The organism is Ruegeria sp. CE9 (assembly GCF_056537425.1).
The window spans coordinates 305,702-324,816 of sequence record NZ_JBQFRO010000001.1 but is presented as its reverse complement, the minus strand read 5'-3'; the positions used below and the strand labels follow the sequence as shown (position 1 = coordinate 324,816).

The 19,115-nt window shown below is 56.5% G+C and carries 13 protein-coding genes; 7 read left to right on the top strand and 6 right to left on the bottom strand.

The window, feature by feature from the left end; genetic code table 11:
- Positions 1-23: 23 nt before the first annotated feature.
- The 3 genes from ACR0B3_RS01620 to ACR0B3_RS01610 all read right to left on the bottom strand — a co-directional run bounded on the left by ACR0B3_RS01620 (position 24) and on the right by ACR0B3_RS01610 (position 3,528).
- Positions 24-1,697, bottom strand: a complete 1,674-nt coding sequence (locus ACR0B3_RS01620; protein WP_480807574.1) for a flotillin family protein — start codon at positions 1,695-1,697, stop codon at positions 24-26.
- A 35-nt stretch (positions 1,698-1,732) separates the two neighbouring features.
- Complete coding sequence (locus ACR0B3_RS01615) at positions 1,733-2,449, bottom strand: OB-fold-containig protein (RefSeq protein WP_480807573.1); 717 nt, start codon at positions 2,447-2,449, stop codon at positions 1,733-1,735.
- Between the two features lie 203 nt (positions 2,450-2,652).
- Entirely contained in the window at positions 2,653-3,528 is an 876-nt protein-coding gene (locus ACR0B3_RS01610) for a hypothetical protein (RefSeq protein WP_480807572.1), read from the bottom strand.
- Positions 3,529-3,803: 275 nt separating this feature from the next.
- Between ACR0B3_RS01610 and metG the strand changes: the two genes are divergently transcribed.
- From metG to ACR0B3_RS01595, 3 genes are all read left to right on the top strand, one after another.
- Complete coding sequence (gene metG, locus ACR0B3_RS01605; protein WP_480807571.1) at positions 3,804-5,522, top strand: methionine--tRNA ligase; 1,719 nt, start codon at positions 3,804-3,806, stop codon at positions 5,520-5,522.
- A gap of 293 nt (positions 5,523-5,815) precedes the next feature.
- A complete protein-coding gene (locus ACR0B3_RS01600; RefSeq protein ID WP_480807570.1) occupies positions 5,816-6,997 on the top strand; it encodes an efflux RND transporter periplasmic adaptor subunit in 1,182 nt (393 codons plus the stop codon).
- Positions 6,997-10,134, top strand: coding sequence for an efflux RND transporter permease subunit (locus ACR0B3_RS01595; protein WP_480807569.1), 3,138 nt, complete (start codon positions 6,997-6,999; stop codon positions 10,132-10,134). Before ACR0B3_RS01600 ends, ACR0B3_RS01595 begins: the two co-directional genes overlap by 1 nt.
- A gap of 59 nt (positions 10,135-10,193) precedes the next feature.
- Here ACR0B3_RS01595 and glpD read toward each other — a convergent pair whose 3' ends face one another.
- Entirely contained in the window at positions 10,194-11,771 is a 1,578-nt protein-coding gene (glpD, locus tag ACR0B3_RS01590; protein ID WP_480807568.1) for a glycerol-3-phosphate dehydrogenase, read from the bottom strand.
- 191 nt (positions 11,772-11,962) lie between these two features.
- On the opposite strand from glpD, the gene ACR0B3_RS01585 reads away from it, so the two are divergent.
- The 4 genes from ACR0B3_RS01585 (at position 11,963) to ACR0B3_RS01570 (ending at position 15,901) form a co-directional block, all read left to right on the top strand.
- The gene (locus ACR0B3_RS01585) at positions 11,963-12,721 is read left to right on the top strand and encodes a DeoR/GlpR family DNA-binding transcription regulator (RefSeq protein WP_480807567.1); all 759 of its coding nucleotides are present in this window, start codon (positions 11,963-11,965) and stop codon (positions 12,719-12,721) included.
- Between the two features lie 88 nt (positions 12,722-12,809).
- A complete protein-coding gene (locus ACR0B3_RS01580) occupies positions 12,810-13,172 on the top strand; it encodes a DUF3302 domain-containing protein (RefSeq protein WP_480807566.1) in 363 nt (120 codons plus the stop codon).
- Positions 13,173-13,193: 21 nt separating this feature from the next.
- A complete protein-coding gene (locus ACR0B3_RS01575) occupies positions 13,194-14,339 on the top strand; it encodes an HlyD family secretion protein (RefSeq protein WP_480807565.1) in 1,146 nt (381 codons plus the stop codon).
- Between the two features lie 11 nt (positions 14,340-14,350).
- Complete coding sequence (locus ACR0B3_RS01570; RefSeq protein WP_480807564.1) at positions 14,351-15,901, top strand: efflux transporter outer membrane subunit; 1,551 nt, start codon at positions 14,351-14,353, stop codon at positions 15,899-15,901.
- A 3-nt stretch (positions 15,902-15,904) separates the two neighbouring features.
- On the opposite strand, the gene mprF is transcribed toward ACR0B3_RS01570, so the two are convergent.
- Positions 15,905-18,511 (bottom strand): bifunctional lysylphosphatidylglycerol flippase/synthetase MprF, encoded by a 2,607-nt coding sequence (mprF, locus tag ACR0B3_RS01565; RefSeq protein ID WP_480807563.1) that lies wholly within the window; start codon positions 18,509-18,511, stop codon positions 15,905-15,907.
- Positions 18,512-18,602: 91 nt separating this feature from the next.
- A complete protein-coding gene (locus tag ACR0B3_RS01560; RefSeq protein ID WP_170682928.1) occupies positions 18,603-19,031 on the bottom strand; it encodes an Lrp/AsnC family transcriptional regulator in 429 nt (142 codons plus the stop codon).
- Positions 19,032-19,115 lie beyond the last annotated feature (84 nt).

The window sequence follows — 19,115 nt, the reverse complement described above, 5'->3', positions numbered from 1 at the left end:
CGGGAAATCCCGGCCCTTATGGCTTATTGCTGTGTCGGTGCGGTGTCGTCTTCAACCACCTCAACCACTTCCGAGGCCTCAACCGTGGGCTCAAGCGCCCCGTTAACCACGCCGCCGACGCCGTTCTCCATTGACAGGCCCAGCTCTTCGCCCAGCTTCTTGAGCGCGGGCATCTGCACCGCCATCCCCATGATCGAGTCCAGCGCCTGATTGACCACTGGTTTATCGTTGTTGGCCGCCCCACCCGCAGAGCCTGCCCCGATCCCTCCAACCTGGTGGATCTTGATCGAGTCGATCTTTTCAGCGGGTTTGACCATTTCCGAGATGATCGACGGCATGGTCTCGATCCGTGCCAGATCAACCTTCATGCGGATTTGTTCAACCGACAGGGCGTTATCCGCCTCGACAATCGCGCGCTTACCTTCTGCTTCGGCCAACATGTCGTTCTTCTTGGCCTCGGCGCGGATGTTCAGCGCATCCGCTTCGGCTTGCGCCTCTTCACGACGGGCTTCGGCGCGGTCAGCAGCAGCCTCTTTCTCGGCCTGCGCAGCCAGACGGATCGCGGTGGCCTGACGTTCGGCTTCACGGGTGGCCTCGATCAGAGCGATCTGCTTGAGACGTTCAGCCTCAGCCACTTCGCGCGCGGTTGCCACAGCTTCGGTTGCCTTGGTCGCTTCGGCCCGGGCCAGATCAGCGGAGGCACGTGCGCGGCTTTCCTCTTCGGATTTCTGCGCGATGATGATCTGACGCTCTTGCTCGGCGACTTCGATCTCACGCTCCTTGGCAATCTCGGCATCGCGGATATTGCGCTCACGCTCGATTTCGGCCGCACGAATAGCTTCTTCACGGGCGATCCGAGCACGCTCGGTCTCGCGCACCGAATCCTCTGTCCGCGCTGCAATCTCGGCCTCTTGCGCCACGCGCAGGGTCTCAACCTGCTGCGTCTGCTCGATGCGTGCCTGCTCTTCGTCCTTTTCAATCAACAGCTTCTGGCGCTGTGCTTCCATCGCCGCACGACGCACTTCCACCTCAGCTTCGGCATCAATTTGCGCGCGCTCTTTCTTCGAGGTCGCTATCACCTCAGCCAGTTTGCGCATACCCACCGCGTTAAAGGCGTTGTTTTCATCCAAAGCTTCAAACGGCGTCTGGTCCAATGCAGTCAGCGATACCGATTCCAGCGACAGACCGTTTTTCAGAAGATCCTCGGACACCGCATTCTGCACCTCTTGCACAAAGTCGGCACGATTTTCATGCAGACCGTCCATGGTCATCTGAGCCGCCACAGCGCGTAGACCATCGATCAGTTTGCCTTCGATCATCTCGCGCAGCTGCTCGACGTCAAAGGTACGATCACCCAGCGTCTGAGCCGCGCGCGCGATCCCCTCTTCGGTCGCCATGACCGAAACGTAGAATTCGACGCCCACATCAACGCGCATGCGGTCCTTGGTGATCAGCGCGGCCTCGCCGCTGCGCTGCACCTCAAGGCGCAGGGTTTTCATGTTTACAGGGCTCACCTCATGCAGCAGTGGCACGATGATGACGCCGCCATCCATAATAACCTTTTTGCCTCCCGCGCCGGTTTTCACCAGGCTAACCTCGCGGGTCGCGCGTCGATAAAGGCGGCCAAGCACAAGGCCAATGAACAAGAGTACCGCTAAAATGGTCACAATTGTGACGGCTAGGAATGGAAGTTCCATGCAATATCCTCCGGATTGGGGTTAAGTTTTTTGGGTTAATTAGACATGCGAACCAGAACGAACCGGTCGCGCCGTCGGTCGCGCAGAACAAGGACGTCTGTACCTTGCTCCAGCGCATCTTTGTCCTGCAGCGGCTCGGCGCGCAGGTAATGGGTGTTGCCAAAGCGATCCATCACGCGGACTTCGGCAGGGCGGCCACGCGAGGCTGTTCCCTGGGTGATCACGCCCCGGCGTCGGGCAAGCATCCGCTCCGACATCGCTTCGGTCTCAGTCTTGGGCAATAGGCGAGCGAAGACACCGCCGAAGCCACGTGCAAACCACAAGCCGAATGCCGCAGCCGGAATCGCGGCCAGCCATGAAGGCAGGTCAAAACCCAACAGATCGCGCAACGCCAATTGCAATCCCATGCCGGTAAGGCCGAAACCGGCAAATAAAACGACGAGCCAGATCATGAACGGCATCTTACCGATGCCCAGCCATCCAAATGGACCAGCGGGCGCAGCCTCGGGCACGTCGGCTTCGATCTCTGCCAGCTCCAGATCACCCAGATCGCTATCGGCGTCGATATCCAGATCAAAATCGGCCACGTCCAGATCGGGTGCGTCGATCGTATCCAGATCAACCTCGCCCTCACCCGCCAGCAGACTTCCGCCCAGAACCAACGCGATCAGTTCCAGGCCCAGCAGACCGAACAATAGCGCAAGAGATAGGGTAAAGGGCACAAACGCGCCCTCTAGAAGAAAGTCGAACATAAGCAGGCTGCCCTCGTTATTGTATACTTTTGTATACACCCAAGATGGGAAGTCATCACTACTATTTCAAGAGGTTGTGATTCCGTGGTTCAACCAGAGGTTATTCACAGCACAAAATTACGTGCAATCAGCAATTCTGAAAAACCCAATTTCTGCCCACCCCTGCAATACGCGACGCTTGTCTGCATTAGTTAAGAAAACCTTTAGTCTGCGGGCTTTGGCGGAGGTGCCGGGATCATCTCATCCAAGATCGCTCCGGCCTCATATCCCAGCAGATCAACCCGCATCCGCCCCGGATCACCAAACGCCCAGGCACCAACATGCCTCTGCATCCGGACGTAACCGGCGTATCCAGCCAGGGCATCGTTTCCGTGTGCGTTCTCAGCAAACAAAACCTGCCCGGCGGCGACCTTTTCCGGCATCACACGCTGCAAATATAGGAGCACAACATTCACGTCTTTGACGCTGGAGCCACCGTGATGCACGACGTACATCCTCGCCCATTCGTCCTCACTCATCGCTGCGCGCGCGTCTGACACGGCGGAATGCAGCGCGTTTAACTCTGCACGCGCAGATTTCTCCATATTCTCAGCCCAAATTGGTCGCATGTCGTTGATCGCCTGCGAAACGGCCTCGCGTGTGATCTGATCCTTATCGAGCGCGGCCTGAGCGAAATCGCGCGCCATCTCGAGCATTTGGCGCTGGTTCGCCGCGTCGTCCTCGGCGATATTCAACTCATCAAACGCTGCAAGAAACGTGTCTATTTCTTTGATGATACTCGCAAACTCTGCCTTCCAACGCGCATCGTCAGTATCTTCATCCGGCCATGGCGTCACCGCCCCGATCAATCCCAGTACAACGTGCGAGGTTGATTTCAGATGCTGATAGGCCGGCGCATCCCTTGGATAGCTCGCCTCTCCGTCCTTGGTCATGACCGTTACATCTCGTGCGATGATCATCACGGGCCGGGTTTCTTTGGTCAGCGCGTCCTGACCTCGGTGAAAGATCGAGAGCATTGCATGATCAAATGCATGAACCGGATCATCTGCGGCTTTCTGGTCGGCGAAGGCGCTAGTCATCAATGATATAGCAGTTCCAAATACAACAGCGACGACTGCACTGCAGCGAGACCATATATTTCGCATATTGAAATCCCCCTGAACTGGGCTTGCCTTATCATCATACACGATCGATGCGCTCGAGGTGAGATTGCCGATGCGGGCAGCGCAATTGACTGAGCGTATTCAAAGGTGCCTTGGAATTCCAGCTAAATTCAAACGGGTATGAATGCGGGCTTTTGCTTGCGGGCCACATAAGGTAGACGGGCGCGCAGACAGATATGTGGAAGCGCATTATGGCCCGGATTCTCATCACCTCGGCGATCCCTTACATCAACGGGATTAAACACCTCGGCAACCTGATCGGCTCGCAATTGCCAGCTGATTTGTACGCACGCTATCAGCGTGGCCGGGGGAACGAGGTCATGTTCCTTTGTGCGACCGATGAACATGGCACCCCGGCCGAACTGGCCGCCGCCAAAGCGGGTAAGCCGGTGGAGGAATACTGCGCCGACATGTACGCGGTGCAGGCCGAAATCGCCAAGCGCTTTGGCCTGAGCTTTGATCACTTTGGCCGCTCATCCAGTGAACAGAACCGCAAGCTGACCCAGCATTTCGCGGGCAAACTGGATGAGGCCGGGCTGATCCGGGAAGTCAGCGAAAAGCAGGTTTATTCCAACGCCGATGGCCGTTTTCTGCCCGACCGCTATATCGAAGGCACCTGCCCCAATTGCGGCTATGATCGCGCACGTGGCGACCAGTGCGAGAACTGCACCAAACAACTGGACCCGACCGACCTGATTGAGCCTCGCAGCGCGATCAGCGGCTCGACCGATCTGGAAGTGCGCGAAACCAAACACCTGTATCTGCGTCAGTCGGCGATGAAAGATCAATTGGATGCCTGGATCGACAGTAAGACTGATTGGCCGATCCTGACCACATCTATTGCCAAGAAGTGGTTGCACGATGGCGACGGCCTGCAGGATCGCGGCATCACCCGTGATCTGGATTGGGGTGTACCAGTCAAGAAAGGTGATCAAGATTGGCCCGGCATGGAAGGCAAAGTCTTCTATGTCTGGTTCGATGCCCCCATTGAATACATCGCCTGCGCCAAGGAATGGGCCGACGCCAATGGTAAGTCTGATGCCGATTGGGAACGTTGGTGGCGCACCGACAAAGGCGCGGATGATGTGCGCTATGTTCAGTTCATGGGCAAGGACAACGTGCCCTTCCACACGCTGAGCTTCCCCGCCACCATTCTGGGGTCGGGCGAGCCGTGGAAGATGGTCGACCACCTGAAATCGTTCAACTATCTGAACTATGACGGCGGCCAGTTCTCGACCTCACAAGGTCGCGGCGTGTTCATGGATCAGGCGCTGGATATCCTGCCCGCCGACTACTGGCGCTGGTGGCTGTTGAGCCATGCGCCAGAAAGCAGCGACAGCGAGTTCACGTGGGAGAACTTCCAGCAATCAGTGAACAAGGATCTCGCGGATGTGCTGGGCAACTTTGTCAGCCGGATCACCAAATTCTGCCGCTCGAAATTCGGTGAAGCGGTTCCCGAAGGCGGCGCATACGGCGAACGGGAACAGAACCTGATTGACGAACTCACCAAACGCATCCGCGCTTACGAAGGCCATATGGAAGCGATGGACGTACGCAAATCGGCGCAAGAGCTGCGCGCGATTTGGGTCGCAGGCAACGAGTATCTGCAGGCTGCAGCGCCATGGTCAACTTTCAAGGAAGACCCGGAACAGGCTGCCGCGCAGGTGCGCCTGGGTCTGAACCTGATCCGGCTTTATGCGGTGCTAAGCGCGCCGTTCATTCCGGATGCCTCGGCAAAGATGCTAAGCGCTATGAACACGTTGGATACCAGCTGGCCTGACGATATCTCTGCCGCACTAAGCGCCCTGCCCGCTGGCCATGAATTCACGGTTCCCGACGTTCTGTTTGCCAAGATCACCGATGAGCAGCGTGAAGATTGGCAGAATCGGTTCGCAGGAACACGTGAATAACAACAAAATGCTATTTATGAATGCCGTAGCGGGGACCTGAGGGGTCTCCGCTGCGAATGCTGTTGACTATTTTGGTGTGCTCGCATCAGTTCGTTCCGGGCAGATAAATCCCTGCGCACGCAGGCTAAGTCTGCCAATTGGCAAGAAATTCCGAACGCTTTCTTCCGATCTCATCGCCTCAACACGCTTGAGTAACTGCGATAAACCCGCCATCCTGCCTTTAAAATCAATCGACTCGTCCGGGTGCATCCGTTGCCCGGTTGTGTAATCTTTAGTTTGAACGAGGCGCCATCATGTCCCTTGCATTTAAGAAACCAATAGAACGTCCAAGCGGATATCTCAGGGCACTCGGCGTATCTGCTGCATTGATTGCATGTTCGAACCTGCCGCAAATGGTGATGGCACAAGATCAGAGCGATGCCCCGGCGCCCAAAGTGTCCATCGCGGCGGCTTACACAGAAGAGATCACCGATCAAGCCACGTTTATCGGGCGGGCCGAGGCGATCGACAAAGTTGATATCATTGCTCGGGTCAGCGGGTTTCTAGATAGCCAGAACGTGGCAGATGGCTCTCCGGTGGAGAAAGATGAACTGCTGTTCACGATTGAGCCGGATCTATATCAAGCCACACTGGACGCACGTAAAGCCGATCTGGACCGGGCGCAGGCAAATCTCGAACTGGCCAAGGTCGATCTGGCGCGTAAAGAAGAGCTGTACAAGCGCGATGCGACACCAGAATCCGAACGTGATATCGCCCGCGCCAACGAACTGGTTGCTGAGGCCGAAGTCAAAGCCGCCAATGCCGCGATCCAACAGGCAGAGCTTGATCTGAGCTACACCCAGATTCACGCCCCGTTTTCAGGCCGGATCGGTCGGGTTGAGACCAGCGTTGGTGATGTGGTCGGCCCCAACAATCCGCCGCTCGTGACACTGGTCAGCGAAGCCCCAATCTATGTGAATTTTTCGTTGAATGAAAAGCAGTTCACGTCGGTTCTTGAACAATTTGGTGAGGACCCGGCCACGCTGGCTGAAAGCAATAAAAGCCCGAATGTACATGTGACTTTGCCGAACGGAACAGAACTGGATGAAACGGGTGAAATAATCTTTGTCGATAACCGCATCGATCCATTAACAGGCGCGATCACGATCACCGCGGAGTTCGAGAACGCCAAGCGGCTGCTTGTCGATGGCGCGTTCATCAACGTCCAGATCGAGGCGCTTGAGCCAACTCTGCAGGTATTGATCCCCCAAGCAGCGCTGCAGCGGGATCAGCGTGGCGAGTTCGTTCTGGTCGTCAATGACAAGCAAATGGTCGAGCAGCGCTATATAACGACCGGCGATACCGTGGACACGGCGATTATCGTGACAGATGGTCTGCGCGAGGGAGAAAGCGTCATTGTCGAAGGCCTGCAACGCGTGCGCCCCGGCGTTGCTGTTGATGCGGTTGTCGCGTCTGAGCAGCCGGAGAATAACTGATGTTCTCAGCCCTGTTTATCAGCCGGCCCAAGCTGGCGCTTGTCATTTCGCTGGTCCTGACCATTCTGGGCGGGATCGGGTATCTGGTTCTGCCGGTTGCGCAGTTTCCTGATATCACACCCCCCGTCGTCAGCGTGACAGCCACCTATACGGGCGCAAACGCCGAAACCGTCGAAAACACCGTTGCCGCCCCGATCGAGGCGCAGGTCAACGGTGTGGACGACATGATCTATATGACGTCCACGTCATCGGATAATGGCTCCTATTCGTTGAACGTTACCTTCGAGGTGGGCACTGACCCCGATATCGCCTCGGTCAACGTTCAGAACCGCGTGGCGCAAGCGATGGCATCTCTGCCGTCCGAGGTGACCTCTTCCGGTGTCGTCACGCAAAAAGCCTCGACCAACATGTTGCTGCTGGTCACGCTGACCTCGCCCAATGGCACTTATGACAGCGTGTTCCTGTCGAACTACGCCTCAATCAACCTGAAAGACGCGCTGGCGCGAGTTCAAGGTGTGGGTAAAGCAGATGTTCTGACCAATCTGGAATACGCCATGCGCATCTGGATGGATCCGGATAAGATGGCCGCGCTGTCGATCACTCCGGGCGATGTGATCAACGCCATCCTCGAACAGAACATCGAAGTCTCTGCAGGCTCAATCGGATCACCTCCAGTGCCAGAGGGCCAGACCTTTCAATACACGATCAAGACAAAAGGCCGCCTGACGTCCGCCGACGAATTTGGGGATATCGTGATCCGCACCGGTGAAGCTGGCGCGATTGTGCGCGTCAAAGACATCGCGCGGGTCGAGTTAGGGGCTCAGTTCTATTCCGCCTCGGGCTATTTCGAAAGCGTGCCCGCCACAGTGATCGGCATCTATCAGGCCCCCGGTGCGAACGCCCTTGCGGTATCTGAACGTGTTCAGGCCGAACTTGAACGTCTGTCACGTTCCTTTCCGACGGATGTCGAATACGATGTTCCATTCAACACGACGGACTTCGTAGAGCAATCGCTGAACGACGTGGTCTCGACTCTCATCCTGACGTTCATATTGGTGATCACGGTGGTGTTCATCTTCCTCGGCAGTTGGCGGGCTACGATCATTCCTGCGGTGGCGATCCCGGTCTCGTTAATCGGAACGTTTGCCTTCCTTCTGGCCTTTGGCATGTCGCTGAACACGATCTCACTGTTCGCGTTGGTTCTGGCCATTGGGATCGTTGTGGACGACGCCATTGTTGTGGTGGAAAACGTTGAACGTATCATCGCTGATGAAGGCCTGCCTCCGGCCGAGGCGACTCGAAAAGCCATGGGCCAGATTACCGGACCAGTGATCGCGACCACGCTGGTTCTGCTTGCGGTGTTTGTGCCGGTGACCTTTATGCCCGGCATATCCGGGCGATTGTATTCGCAGTTTGCCGTCACAATCTCGACCGCTGTTGTGATCTCGTCGATCAACGCGCTGACCCTTTCACCAGCCTTGTGCGGATTGGTTTTGCAGGCGCGCTCAGGCCCACCCAAAGGGCTGCTGGCCGTGTTCGAGTCGTTTATCGGCGGCATGCGAAGCGGCTATGTCGCCATTGTGCGCAAATTGTTGATCCTGCCGGTCATTTCGCTTGGTGTCATTGCGGCCTTCGCAGCGGGCACCGGGACCATCATGGGTAACACGTCCAAAGGTTTCATTCCGCTAGAGGACAACGGATATCTGTTCGTCGATATCCAGCTTCCCGACGCTGCGACGCTTGAACGGACCGAAGCCGTATCAGCACGGATTGATGAGCAGATTCAGCAGATCCCGGGCGTGGCCAGTACGGTTTTGGTCAACGGCTTTTCGCTGCTGAACGGCACAACCACGAACGGAGCGGCGATCTTTGTCAACCTCACCAACTGGGAGGAACGGCAAGAGCCTGACCTGAGTGCGGATGCTATACTCAACAAGGTTCTGGCGATCGCTTACGGTGAATCCGCGGCGTCGATCGTTGCGTTTAACCCACCGCCTATTCAGGGCCTTGGGATGTCGGCTGGCGTTGAGATGGAGGTTCAGCAGACCGGTGGCGGGACGCCACAGGATCTGGCCTCAGCGGTTGGCTCTTATGTTTACGCTGCTAACCAAAGACCAGAGATAGCACAGGCTTACACAACCTTCCGCGCGAACGTGCCGCAACTATTTGTTGATCTGGATCGGGAAAAGGCCAAAACCCTGCAGGTGTCTGTGGCCGAGATTTTCCAGACGATGCAGGCACAGCTTGGCTCGTACTACGTGAACGACTTCAACCTGTTCGGGCGTGTTTATCGCGTGATGATTCAGGCCGAAGGATCGTACCGGAATAAGGTCGAGGATATCTCAGAGCTTTATGTACGTTCAAACAAAGGTGAGATGGTCCCGCTGGGTACGCTTATCGACGTCGAGAACGTATTGGGCCCGGTCCTGCTGAAACGGCACAATCTGTTCCGGTCAGCCACCGTGACCGCTGTTCCCGCAGCCGGGCTTTCTACGGGTGACGCAATCACTGCCATGACCGAGGAGTCGGCAACAGCCCTACCGCCCGGCTATGCCTTTGAATGGACGGGTACGGCGCAACAGCAGTTGGCATCGGGTAACCTTGTCGTCGTGATCCTCGGGTTGGCGATCTTGTTCGGATATCTGTTCCTCGTTGGCCAATACGAAAGTTGGACAATGCCGGTCTCGATCCTGATGTCAGTGACGGTTGCATTGTTCGGCGCGGTCGCAGCGGTGGCAATCGTTGGCAGCGACATCAATCTGTATACGCAGATCGGGATGATCATGCTCGTCGGGCTAGCCTCGAAGAACGGGATTCTGATCGTTGAATTCGCGATGGAACAACGCGCCAAAGGCCTGTCCATCAAGGACGCTGCAGCCGAGGCAGCCTATCAGCGTTTCCGCGCCGTGATGATGACCGCTCTGTCGTTCCTTTTAGGCGTGGTTCCCCTGTTGGCTGCGAATGGTGCCGGTGCCGCCAGCCAGAAGGCAATCGGTGTGGCCGTTTTCGGCGGTATGCTGGCGGCGACCTTGTTCGGGGTCATTCTGGTTCCCGTCCTCTACGCCGTCATGCAGGGCCTGCGTGAGTGGATCAAAGGCAACAAGAACGACCCGGGACCGTCTGAAGAAACGGCTTAACTCTGGCATCAAGAATTAAGACGCCCCGCAATTCTGCGGGGCGTTTTTCTATGGGCGTCCTAATTGCTTAGACGACTGGCCATCCATTCATCGATACGGCCAATCTGCTCGGGCGTCAGACGCAATCCAAGTTTATTGCGCCGCCAAACAACGTCTTCTGCTGAACGCGCATATTCTTTGTCCATCAACCAGACCAATTCGGCTTCGGTCAAAGTTGCCCCGAAATCCTCACCCAAATCGGCCTGGTCTTTTGCTGAGCCCAGAATGTCCCAAGTTTCTGTCCCATAAGCCCGTACCAACCGATGTGCCCAAAACTGGCTAAGGAACGGAAAATCGGCCCGCGCTACACTGATCAAATCCGGTACACCATCCACAGGGAAGTCGCCGCCGGGCAACGAAACACCTGCGGTCCAAGGACCTGCGAGATTTGGAAAATGCTCTGCGATCTTCTCCAGCGCGCTTTCCGCAAGCCGCCTGTAGGTTGTGATTTTACCTCCAAAGACATTCAGCACCGGGGCGCCGCCCTCGGCGTCGACTTTCAACGTATAGTCTCGGGTCGCCGCTGTGGCACTGCTGGCGCCGTCATCATACAGTGGGCGGACGCCGGAATAGGTCCAGACGATATCTTCACGCGTAACGGGCTTTGCGAAATATTTCGATGCAAATACACACAAATACTCCTGCTCAGCCTCGGTACAAACTGGAGGTTCGGATGGGTCCGAGTGATCCTGATCCGTCGTTCCAATCAAGGTAAAATCCTGCTCATACGGGATCGCAAATATGATGCGCCCGTCCTCGCCCTGAAAGAAATAGCACTTGTCGTGATCGAACAATTTGGGCGTCACGATATGGCTGCCGCGTACCAATCGAACGCCCTCGCGGGAATTGACCCGGATCTTGGTCTGGATAATGTCGCCGACCCACGGACCGCCTGCATTGATCAACATCTTGGCAAAGACTGTCTCAGTTTCCCCGCTGTCCCGATCCCGGATTGTAACCTTCCACAAATCGTCGACCCGCTCCGCCGAAAGAACTTCGGTGCGCACCATGATCTTCGCGCCACGCGCCTCGGCGTCGCGGGCATTTAGGACCACCAACCGCGAATCCTCGACCCAGCAGTCCGAATATTCATATGCGGTTTCGAACTTGTCCTGCAGCGGGGCCCCTTCGGGCGCCGAGCGCAATTTCAGCGAGCGCGTACCCGGCAAGATTTTTCGACCACCGAGATTGTCATATAGAAACAAACCCAACCGGATCAGCCAAGCAGGTCTTCGCCCACGCATCCACGGCATGACTGTGCTGAGCAATCGAGAAGTTGGCGTTTCTGAATCGAAACGCATATCGGTGTGATACGGCAGCACGAAACGCATGGGCCAACTGATATGAGGCATCGCACGCAAGAGCGTCTCGCGTTCGATTAGCGCTTCGCGCACCAAACGGAACTCAAAAAACTCCAGATATCTAAGCCCACCGTGAAACAACTTGGTCGAAGCCGAAGACGTTGCTGAGGCCAAATCGTTCATTTCGGCCAATGTGACCGACAAGCCGCGCCCTGCTGCGTCCCGTGCAATGCCACATCCATTGATGCCCCCGCCGATTACAAAAAGATCGGTGGCGTGGTTGCTGTCCGATGACATGTCCAAATGATTCCCCAAAGTGGCAGTTTCGACCGCATTAGCCGCATGATGCTTCGTATCGTCAACTTTTATTTTCGTTATTTTTCGTTAATTACAATGCTCCCTCAGATTCTGTGGCGAAACCTGTAAATCTTGTTGCCAAATTTCGAAATTGGAACAAAAACGAATATACCGAAACGAATAGGCAGCCAATGTCACTCTCATTCCGCCAAGCAGACATCCTTGAAATCGCCAAACAAGAGGGCCGCGTCACGGTTGATGGACTTGCCGAGCGTTTTCAGGTCACGGTCCAGACCATACGCCGCGACCTGACCGAGCTGTCTGAGGCCGGTAAGCTGGATCGGGTCCATGGGGGTGCCGTCCTGCGATCGGGTGTTTCCAACATCGGTTACGAAGACAGGCGCGGGCTGAACTATGAGGCCAAGGCTCGTATGGCCGAGCGGTGCGCGGCTGACATCCCCGAAGATAGCTCGGTCTTTATGAATATCGGCACCTCGACCGAGGCGGTCGCGCGCCAGTTGCTGAACCACAAGAACCTGATGGTCGTGACCAACAACATGAACGTAGCCAATATCCTGACCGAGAATCCGGATTGCCAGATCGTTGTCGCAGGCGGCATTCTGCGCCGATCAGATAGCGGGTTGGTCGGGAATCTTGCGGTCTCAACCATTCGACAGTTCAAATTCGACCATGCGATCATTGGTTGTTCAGCGTTGGATATTGATGGTGATCTGATGGATTTCGACCTGCAAGAGGTGCTTGTCAGTCAGACGATCATCGAACAAGCCCGGAAAATCAGCCTTGTGGCAGATGCTTCAAAATTCCAACGCACCGCACCAGCGCGCATCGCCTCGTTGGCCGATGTAGATGTGGTCTATACCGATCTACCCCTGCCCGGTGACTTGCCTCAGAAGTGTAAAGACTGGCAGACCCAAATCATTGAATGCTGACGCATCTCGCTGATCAGCTAGAAATTGATTGATTGGCTGGACAACAGCGCCCGGGGATGGAACAGTTTGCCCAACAGGAGGCGCGAGCATGGGACTTTTGGGGCAGCCGCTAGGCTACTATGACTATCTGACATTTGTGGCACTTATTTTGCTGCTGGCTGCTGTGATGGCGCTGTTTTTGTTCCTCATGGGCCTGCCGGGACGAATTGCGATCAAACGCAACCATCCCCATGCCGAGGCGGTCAAGATCATGGGCTGGATGGGATTTCTGGCGATCGTCCCATGGGTGCACGCTTTCATTTGGGCGTTTCACGATGGTGTGACCGTCGACATGCGCCGCGGCCCCGAAGACGAGCGCAAGGCAATCCGGGATGAGATCAAACGCCTGGGCGGTACCGTCAAACCGGAATACCAGGATCCTCTGGATACTGACGAACCGAAGCAAGCCTAAAGCCAAAGGAATTCAGCACTCATGTTCGTCGCCCTTGGCATCACGCTGTTCTACATCATTTTTGTCTGGTTCATCTTCTTCAAGGTGCAATGGCTGAAATTCAACATCATGTGGGGGATCGTCTCCTTCTGGGTGGGCGCGCACCTGCTCCTGATCTTCCTGGTCGCGTTGCGGTTCTTTCAGCCTTTCTCGGTCGACAGCCACGTCGTGCGGTCCACCATCCAGATCGTGCCACGCCTGACACAGCCCACAATCCTGACCGATGTTCTGGTCGAGCCAAACACCTGGATCACCAAGGGTGAGCCGCTGTACAAATTCGATGATACCGTGTTTTCGCTGGCCGTAGACAAGGCGAATGCCCAGTTGGTGGCCGCACAGCAAAATGCAAAAATTCTGGAACAGGATGTCATCGCGGCCAGCGAAGCGGTCGAACGCGCAAACGCACAACTGGCTTATGCCCTGACCGAACAGGCACGTTACGAGAACCTTGTTCCCGCAGGTGGCGCGCGTCAGGACGAGCTTGATCGCTGGAACGAACAGGTCGCGGAAGATCAGGCGAAGATCAAGGAAGCGCAGGCCAATCTGGAAAAGGCCAATCTTGCACTGGATTCGCAGATCGATGGGGTAAATACCGGCATACTGGAAGCTGAGGCTCAGCTTGCCGAAGCCGAGTATTTTCTCGAGAACACAACCATCTATGCACCTGAAAACGGCATGATCGTTTCGCAACAGGCGCGCCCCGGGATGGTCGTGGGGGAAATCCGGCTGGGGGCAATCGCGAGTTTTGTCACCGAAGACAGCCCCTATATTCTGGCCACCTTCCGTCAGCAGAACCTGAAATTCGTCGAGGTCGGTCAACCCGTCGAAGTTGCGCTGGATCTCTATCCCGGCGAAATCTTGACCGGCAAGGTTGAGGCCGTCTGGTGGGCGACCCGCCAAGGCCAGTACCTGCCCTCGGGCCGCCTGCCAGGCTTTGAGCTGCCAAAGCTGCCCGGTCGGATCGCTGTTCAAATCTCGGTTGATGTACCCGAAGGGCATACCTTCCCTGCCGGTGGTCACGCTGCAGTGGCAATTTATACTGGCATGGGGCAGAGTTTCGAGTTTCTGAGGCGTATCAATATACGTCTCTATTCCTTCGCCAACTTCATCCGACCGCTGGATATTTGAGGATGCGCGCCATGACCCTCCGCCGTCTACTCGGCACCGCCCTGTGCGCCGCCACCCTTGCCGCTTGTACGCCGGTTGGCCCTGATTTCGTGCGCCCGAACTCTCCGGTCGTGAAGCAATGGATCGAGGTTAACAGCCCTAGCACAGGCCAAAGCGGCCTGACCTCGCGCAGCGCGCCTGTTGTGCGCTGGTGGGAGACATTCGATGACCCAACGTTAAACAAGCTGATCGCTGAAGCCTATGCGCAGAACCTGACCCTACAGGTGGCAGGTGCGCGTGTTTTACAGGCCCGTGCGCAGCTTGGAATCGCGTTTGGAGAGCTCTACCCGCAGTCGCAGGCCGTTGGCGGTTCGCTGCAGCGCCGCCAGATCAGCGACAACCTTGGGCCGATTTCGGATATCCGGCGGATCATCCCTCTGGACACTGAATTCTCCACCTCTCAGGTGGGGTTCGACGCGCAATGGGAACTGGATGTCTGGGGCCAGCAACGACGCGGCGTACAGGCCGCGCGGTCAAACCTCGCGCTGCAAGTCGCCAACTATGACGACGCTTTGGTCACGCTGACTGGCGATGTCGCGGCGCTTTATATCAACATCCGTTCTCTGCAACAGGCACTGCGCATCGCACGGGAAAACATAGCGATCCAGCAGGAATCGGCAGATCTGACCCAGTTACGCTATAACAACGGTGTGACGACCGAGTTGGATGTGCAGGAATCCACCGCTTTGCTGAACAACACCAAGGCGCTGGTGCCCGAGTTGGAAAGCGATATCCAGCAGGCCAAGAACGCTCTGGCGGTGCTGCTGGGCAAAACACCCTCACAAATGGCGGGCTTGATCGGCAATTCAGGCCGTATCCCATCAGCGCGCAGCAACGTGGCCGTCGGCGTGCCTGCCGAGTTATTGCGGCGACGGCCTGACGTCCGTGCCGCCGAATTGGCGGCAGCCACCCAATCTGCGCAGGTAGGAATCGCGTTGGCTGATCTCTATCCGCAGTTTATCCTGTCTGGGTCGATCGGCTTGCAGGCCTCAGGTGGGCGCGATCTGTTTAGCAGCAACAGCGCCACCGGCTTGGCCAATGCAGGCGTTGTCTGGAATGTCCTGAACTATGGGCGCATCAAGAACAACGTCCGCGCGCAGGACGCCGCTTATCAGGCGCTGATCGCGAACTATCAGAACACAGTGCTGACGGCGTATTCCGAGGTTGAAAGCGCGATGGTCGCCTACACCCAAGCCCGCAAACAGGTCACCTTTTACCAGCGAAGCGTCGAGGCGTCGCGCAAAGCTGCCGAAATAGCGGTTGACCAATACCGAGACGGCATCGCCAGTTATTCGCGTATCTTGAACACGCAAACCGCGCTGCTGAGATCACAAGCCAATCTGATCGAAGCGCAGCAAGAAGTCTCATCGAATCTGGTGGCGATCTACAAGGGTTTGGGCGGCGGCTGGCAGATCCGGCAGAATCAAGAGTTCTTACCTGAAACGGTTTTGACCGAGATGGCCTATCGAACCGATTGGGGTGATCTGCTTGAGAAAACGCCAACGCGCGCCAGCCTGAACTAAGCGCTATTTGGTCAATCCGCGTAGACCACCCGATATCAGGATGTTCACCTCATAGAGTATACGCGGCGCCGCCAATCCACCGGGGCTGGCCAGATAATTGGGGCTCCATTCCGGATCGAATTTCTGCTTAAAGGAACGCAGGCCTTCGAAGTGATAAAATTGCTCGCCATGTTCGTAAACGAACCCACCAATACGGTTCCAAAGCGAGGCCAACTGACGATTTTCGATCCCTGAAAACGGTGCCGCACCCAGCGAGAACCAGTGGAACCCCTGCTGAGAGCCCCAGACCATCATTTCAGCAAATAATGCATCCATGACAAAGCTGGGACTGTCTGGTTCGTAACGCATCAAATCCAACGAAAGCTCGGACTTGTTGCCGCCCTGAAACAGGTTGGCGAAAGCCATGATCTTGCCCGTCTCGTCCCGCAAGACTGCATGGTCAAAGTAAGACAAGTAGTCATCGTCAAACCCGCCCAAGGCAAAGCCTTTCTCCTCACCCGCCTTCTGCGCAAGCCAATCGTCCGAGATCTGGCGAAGCTCGGGCAACACAGGCGCAAGCTGTTCCTTGGGGATGATTTCGAACTTGTACCCTTCACGCTCGGCCCGGTTCTTTGCCTGCCGGAACCGTTTGCGCGATTTACCATCCAATGAGAAATCCTGCAGCGGCACGCGGGCCACCTCACCGATCTTCAGGATTGACAGCCCGAGGTCCAGAAATGTCGGCAGATACTTGGTTGAGACACTGTAGAACGCACACAGCTTGCCTTCCCGGTCCGCCATCTCTCGCAATTGCCAGATCAGTTGCTGGCCCGCCTTTTCATCACCCACGGGTTCCCCCTTGGTGATGAGCGCGTTGCCGGTATCGGCATAGGCAATGAATGCGGTCTCATCCGGCGAGATAAGGAATTGTTTGTCACCGGTCAGCGATATCTGCGACTCGGTGTCTTCGCTTTCCATCACAAGCCGCTCGACAACCTCGGGAATCTCGGTCCGGACCGGAGCTGGTATTTCACGCCCGAATAGCGAGTTTACGGCGACGATGCCAAGGATCGCCGCAACAACAAGGCTTGATCGCAGGAAACGGGAAGCATCGCCGTTCCAGGCAAAATCCCACCACAGTGCATTCTGGTATTGGACGTGTGAGTAGGCGAACAACCCGATCCAGAAAATCACGGCCAATAAGGCCACGACGCTGACCAACCATGGGATATTCAGCCGAAAGATCGATGCACCACTGACCCGATAAAACGCCCCCCGGAACATTGCCAAAAGCCCAATCGTAAATAGCAACGAAATGGCCTCGTGAGTGTCCAGTCCTTTGGCCAGCGAGGCGAAGAAACCGGCGACCATCAGCAGCATGGCGACGACCCATGCCCGGTAAAGCTTGCGGAACAGGCCCCGTGAGACCAGCAACAGAAGCACCCCAACCGCACTGCCTGCAAGATGGGACGCCTCGACAAAGGACAGCGGCAAAACTTCGCGCAGCACGCCCAAATTCTGAGAGCTTGAGGGCAATGCGCCCGAGACCAGCAGGATCACCCCTGCCACCGCGGCCACACCTGCAGCCACCATTGGTACAATGGGTCGAATAGCGCGATACACCCACGTCAGCGCACCTCCGATGCGATGCCGCTGGGTCACTGCGGAAGCGACCGCAATCGACAAGCTTGCAATGGCAAACGGCAAAAACGTGTAGACCAGCCGGTAGAGCAGAAGCGCTGCGATTACATCAGACCGGCCCGATGCCCCCAGACCTGCAATCAAGGTGGCTTCGAACACGCCAATCCCGCCCGGTGCATGGCTTAGGATACCCACCGCAATAGCGCCGATATAGACTGCGAAGAAATAGGGGAAGCCAACCCCCAGATCGTCCGGCATCAGCACGTAAAGCGCCATTGAGGCACCGAACAGATCGCCAACGGCAGCAACGGTGAGCAGACTGGCCAGCTTGCCGCCGGGCAGGTTGAACCCGAACCCACCATAAGACAAACGCCGTCCACCGCTTGAAAGCCAGACGAACAAAGCAACAAGCCCGGCCAACATGCACAGCCCGATCACGGTTTCGGTCGTCTCGCTGATTGGCAAGACCTTGGAGATGCCGTCCGGGTGTATGGTCAGCAACAGCCCCAGCAGCAGGATTAGCCCCATCCAAAACGCCACCCATGAGGTCGCGATCACCCCGGCGACGCGGCCCAGATCAAGCCCCAGGGACGCATAGATGCGATACCGGATTGCCGTGCCCGTGATGTAGGAAAACCCCAGGCAATTTGACACCGCATAACCGCTGGCCCCAGCCATCCCAGCGACAGGCAACGGCACTTTGCCATCGGCAACGCTCTGCACCGCGAGCACATCGTAGAACGAGAGCGATAGAAAACTGAACGCGGTCCAGAACATCGCGAAGAACATGAACTTCCATGGCTTCGCGGCGATATCGCTTTGAATATCTGACCATTGCACATGTGCAGACAGGTCATGCAGAACCGCCAACGCAATGCCGGTAATCAACAAGGGAACCGCGATCTTGACCAGAGGCTTTTCCAACAGCCCTGTCACACGCTCGGCCAGACGCATGGCGCGCGTATCTTCGGTTGTCGGTTCTGTGGTCATTCCTGTGGCCCCTGCCCTGCGATCTTCAGATCAATGTTAATTCAAAGCTTTGCACGAATTTCCCATTGGGCAAAGCGCCTTGCGCAGCCACTTACGAGCGGCCCTTGCGCGTTGAAAGCAAAAGGTTGGTTTCAGACCGTGTAATGCCCTCCATCCGCCTGATCTGAAACAGGACCTCATCTAGCTCATCCAACGTATCTGTTCCGATCTCGGCGATCAGATCCCAACTGCCATTGGTCGAATGCACAGCGCGAACCTGACGCATGGCGGCGATCCGCGATCTGATGCGTTCGGTGCCTCGGCCCTCAATCTCAAGCATCATCAACCCGCGCACCGGGCTTTCCGACACACCTTGCCGTGTTACCACGGTGAAGCCCACAATTTCACCGGATTGCTTAAGGCGCTGAAGCCGACTGCGCACGGTCGTGCGGGTTACGCCAAGCAGTTCTGCCAGCTCTGACAAAGATGCACGCGCATCTCTGTGCAATGCGTTCAACAATCGATTGTCCAGTTCGTCCATATGCGATTACCAAATCGGAATTAGTTGATCCAGTTTGACCAATTTGCCCCCTTTTCTCAACTCATATCGCGTCGGTAGACAGGC

Excerpts from the sequence above, each read along its gene's own strand:
- ACR0B3_RS01620 (WP_480807574.1), bottom strand. The coding sequence starts at position 1,697 with ATGGAACTTCCATTCCTAGCCGTCACAATTGTGACCATTTTAGCGGTA.
- ACR0B3_RS01615 (WP_480807573.1), bottom strand. The coding sequence starts at position 2,449 with ATGTTCGACTTTCTTCTAGAGGGCGCGTTTGTGCCCTTTACCCTATCT.
- ACR0B3_RS01610 (WP_480807572.1), bottom strand. The coding sequence starts at position 3,528 with ATGACTAGCGCCTTCGCCGACCAGAAAGCCGCAGATGATCCGGTTCAT.
- metG (WP_480807571.1), top strand. The coding sequence starts at position 3,804 with ATGGCCCGGATTCTCATCACCTCGGCGATCCCTTACATCAACGGGATT.
- ACR0B3_RS01600 (WP_480807570.1), top strand. The coding sequence starts at position 5,816 with ATGTCCCTTGCATTTAAGAAACCAATAGAACGTCCAAGCGGATATCTC.
- ACR0B3_RS01595 (WP_480807569.1), top strand. The coding sequence starts at position 6,997 with ATGTTCTCAGCCCTGTTTATCAGCCGGCCCAAGCTGGCGCTTGTCATT.
- glpD (WP_480807568.1), bottom strand. The coding sequence starts at position 11,771 with ATGTCATCGGACAGCAACCACGCCACCGATCTTTTTGTAATCGGCGGG.
- ACR0B3_RS01585 (WP_480807567.1), top strand. The coding sequence starts at position 11,963 with ATGTCACTCTCATTCCGCCAAGCAGACATCCTTGAAATCGCCAAACAA.
- ACR0B3_RS01580 (WP_480807566.1), top strand. The coding sequence starts at position 12,810 with ATGGGACTTTTGGGGCAGCCGCTAGGCTACTATGACTATCTGACATTT.
- ACR0B3_RS01575 (WP_480807565.1), top strand. The coding sequence starts at position 13,194 with ATGTTCGTCGCCCTTGGCATCACGCTGTTCTACATCATTTTTGTCTGG.
- ACR0B3_RS01570 (WP_480807564.1), top strand. The coding sequence starts at position 14,351 with ATGACCCTCCGCCGTCTACTCGGCACCGCCCTGTGCGCCGCCACCCTT.
- mprF (WP_480807563.1), bottom strand. The coding sequence starts at position 18,511 with ATGACCACAGAACCGACAACCGAAGATACGCGCGCCATGCGTCTGGCC.
- ACR0B3_RS01560 (WP_170682928.1), bottom strand. The coding sequence starts at position 19,031 with ATGGACGAACTGGACAATCGATTGTTGAACGCATTGCACAGAGATGCG.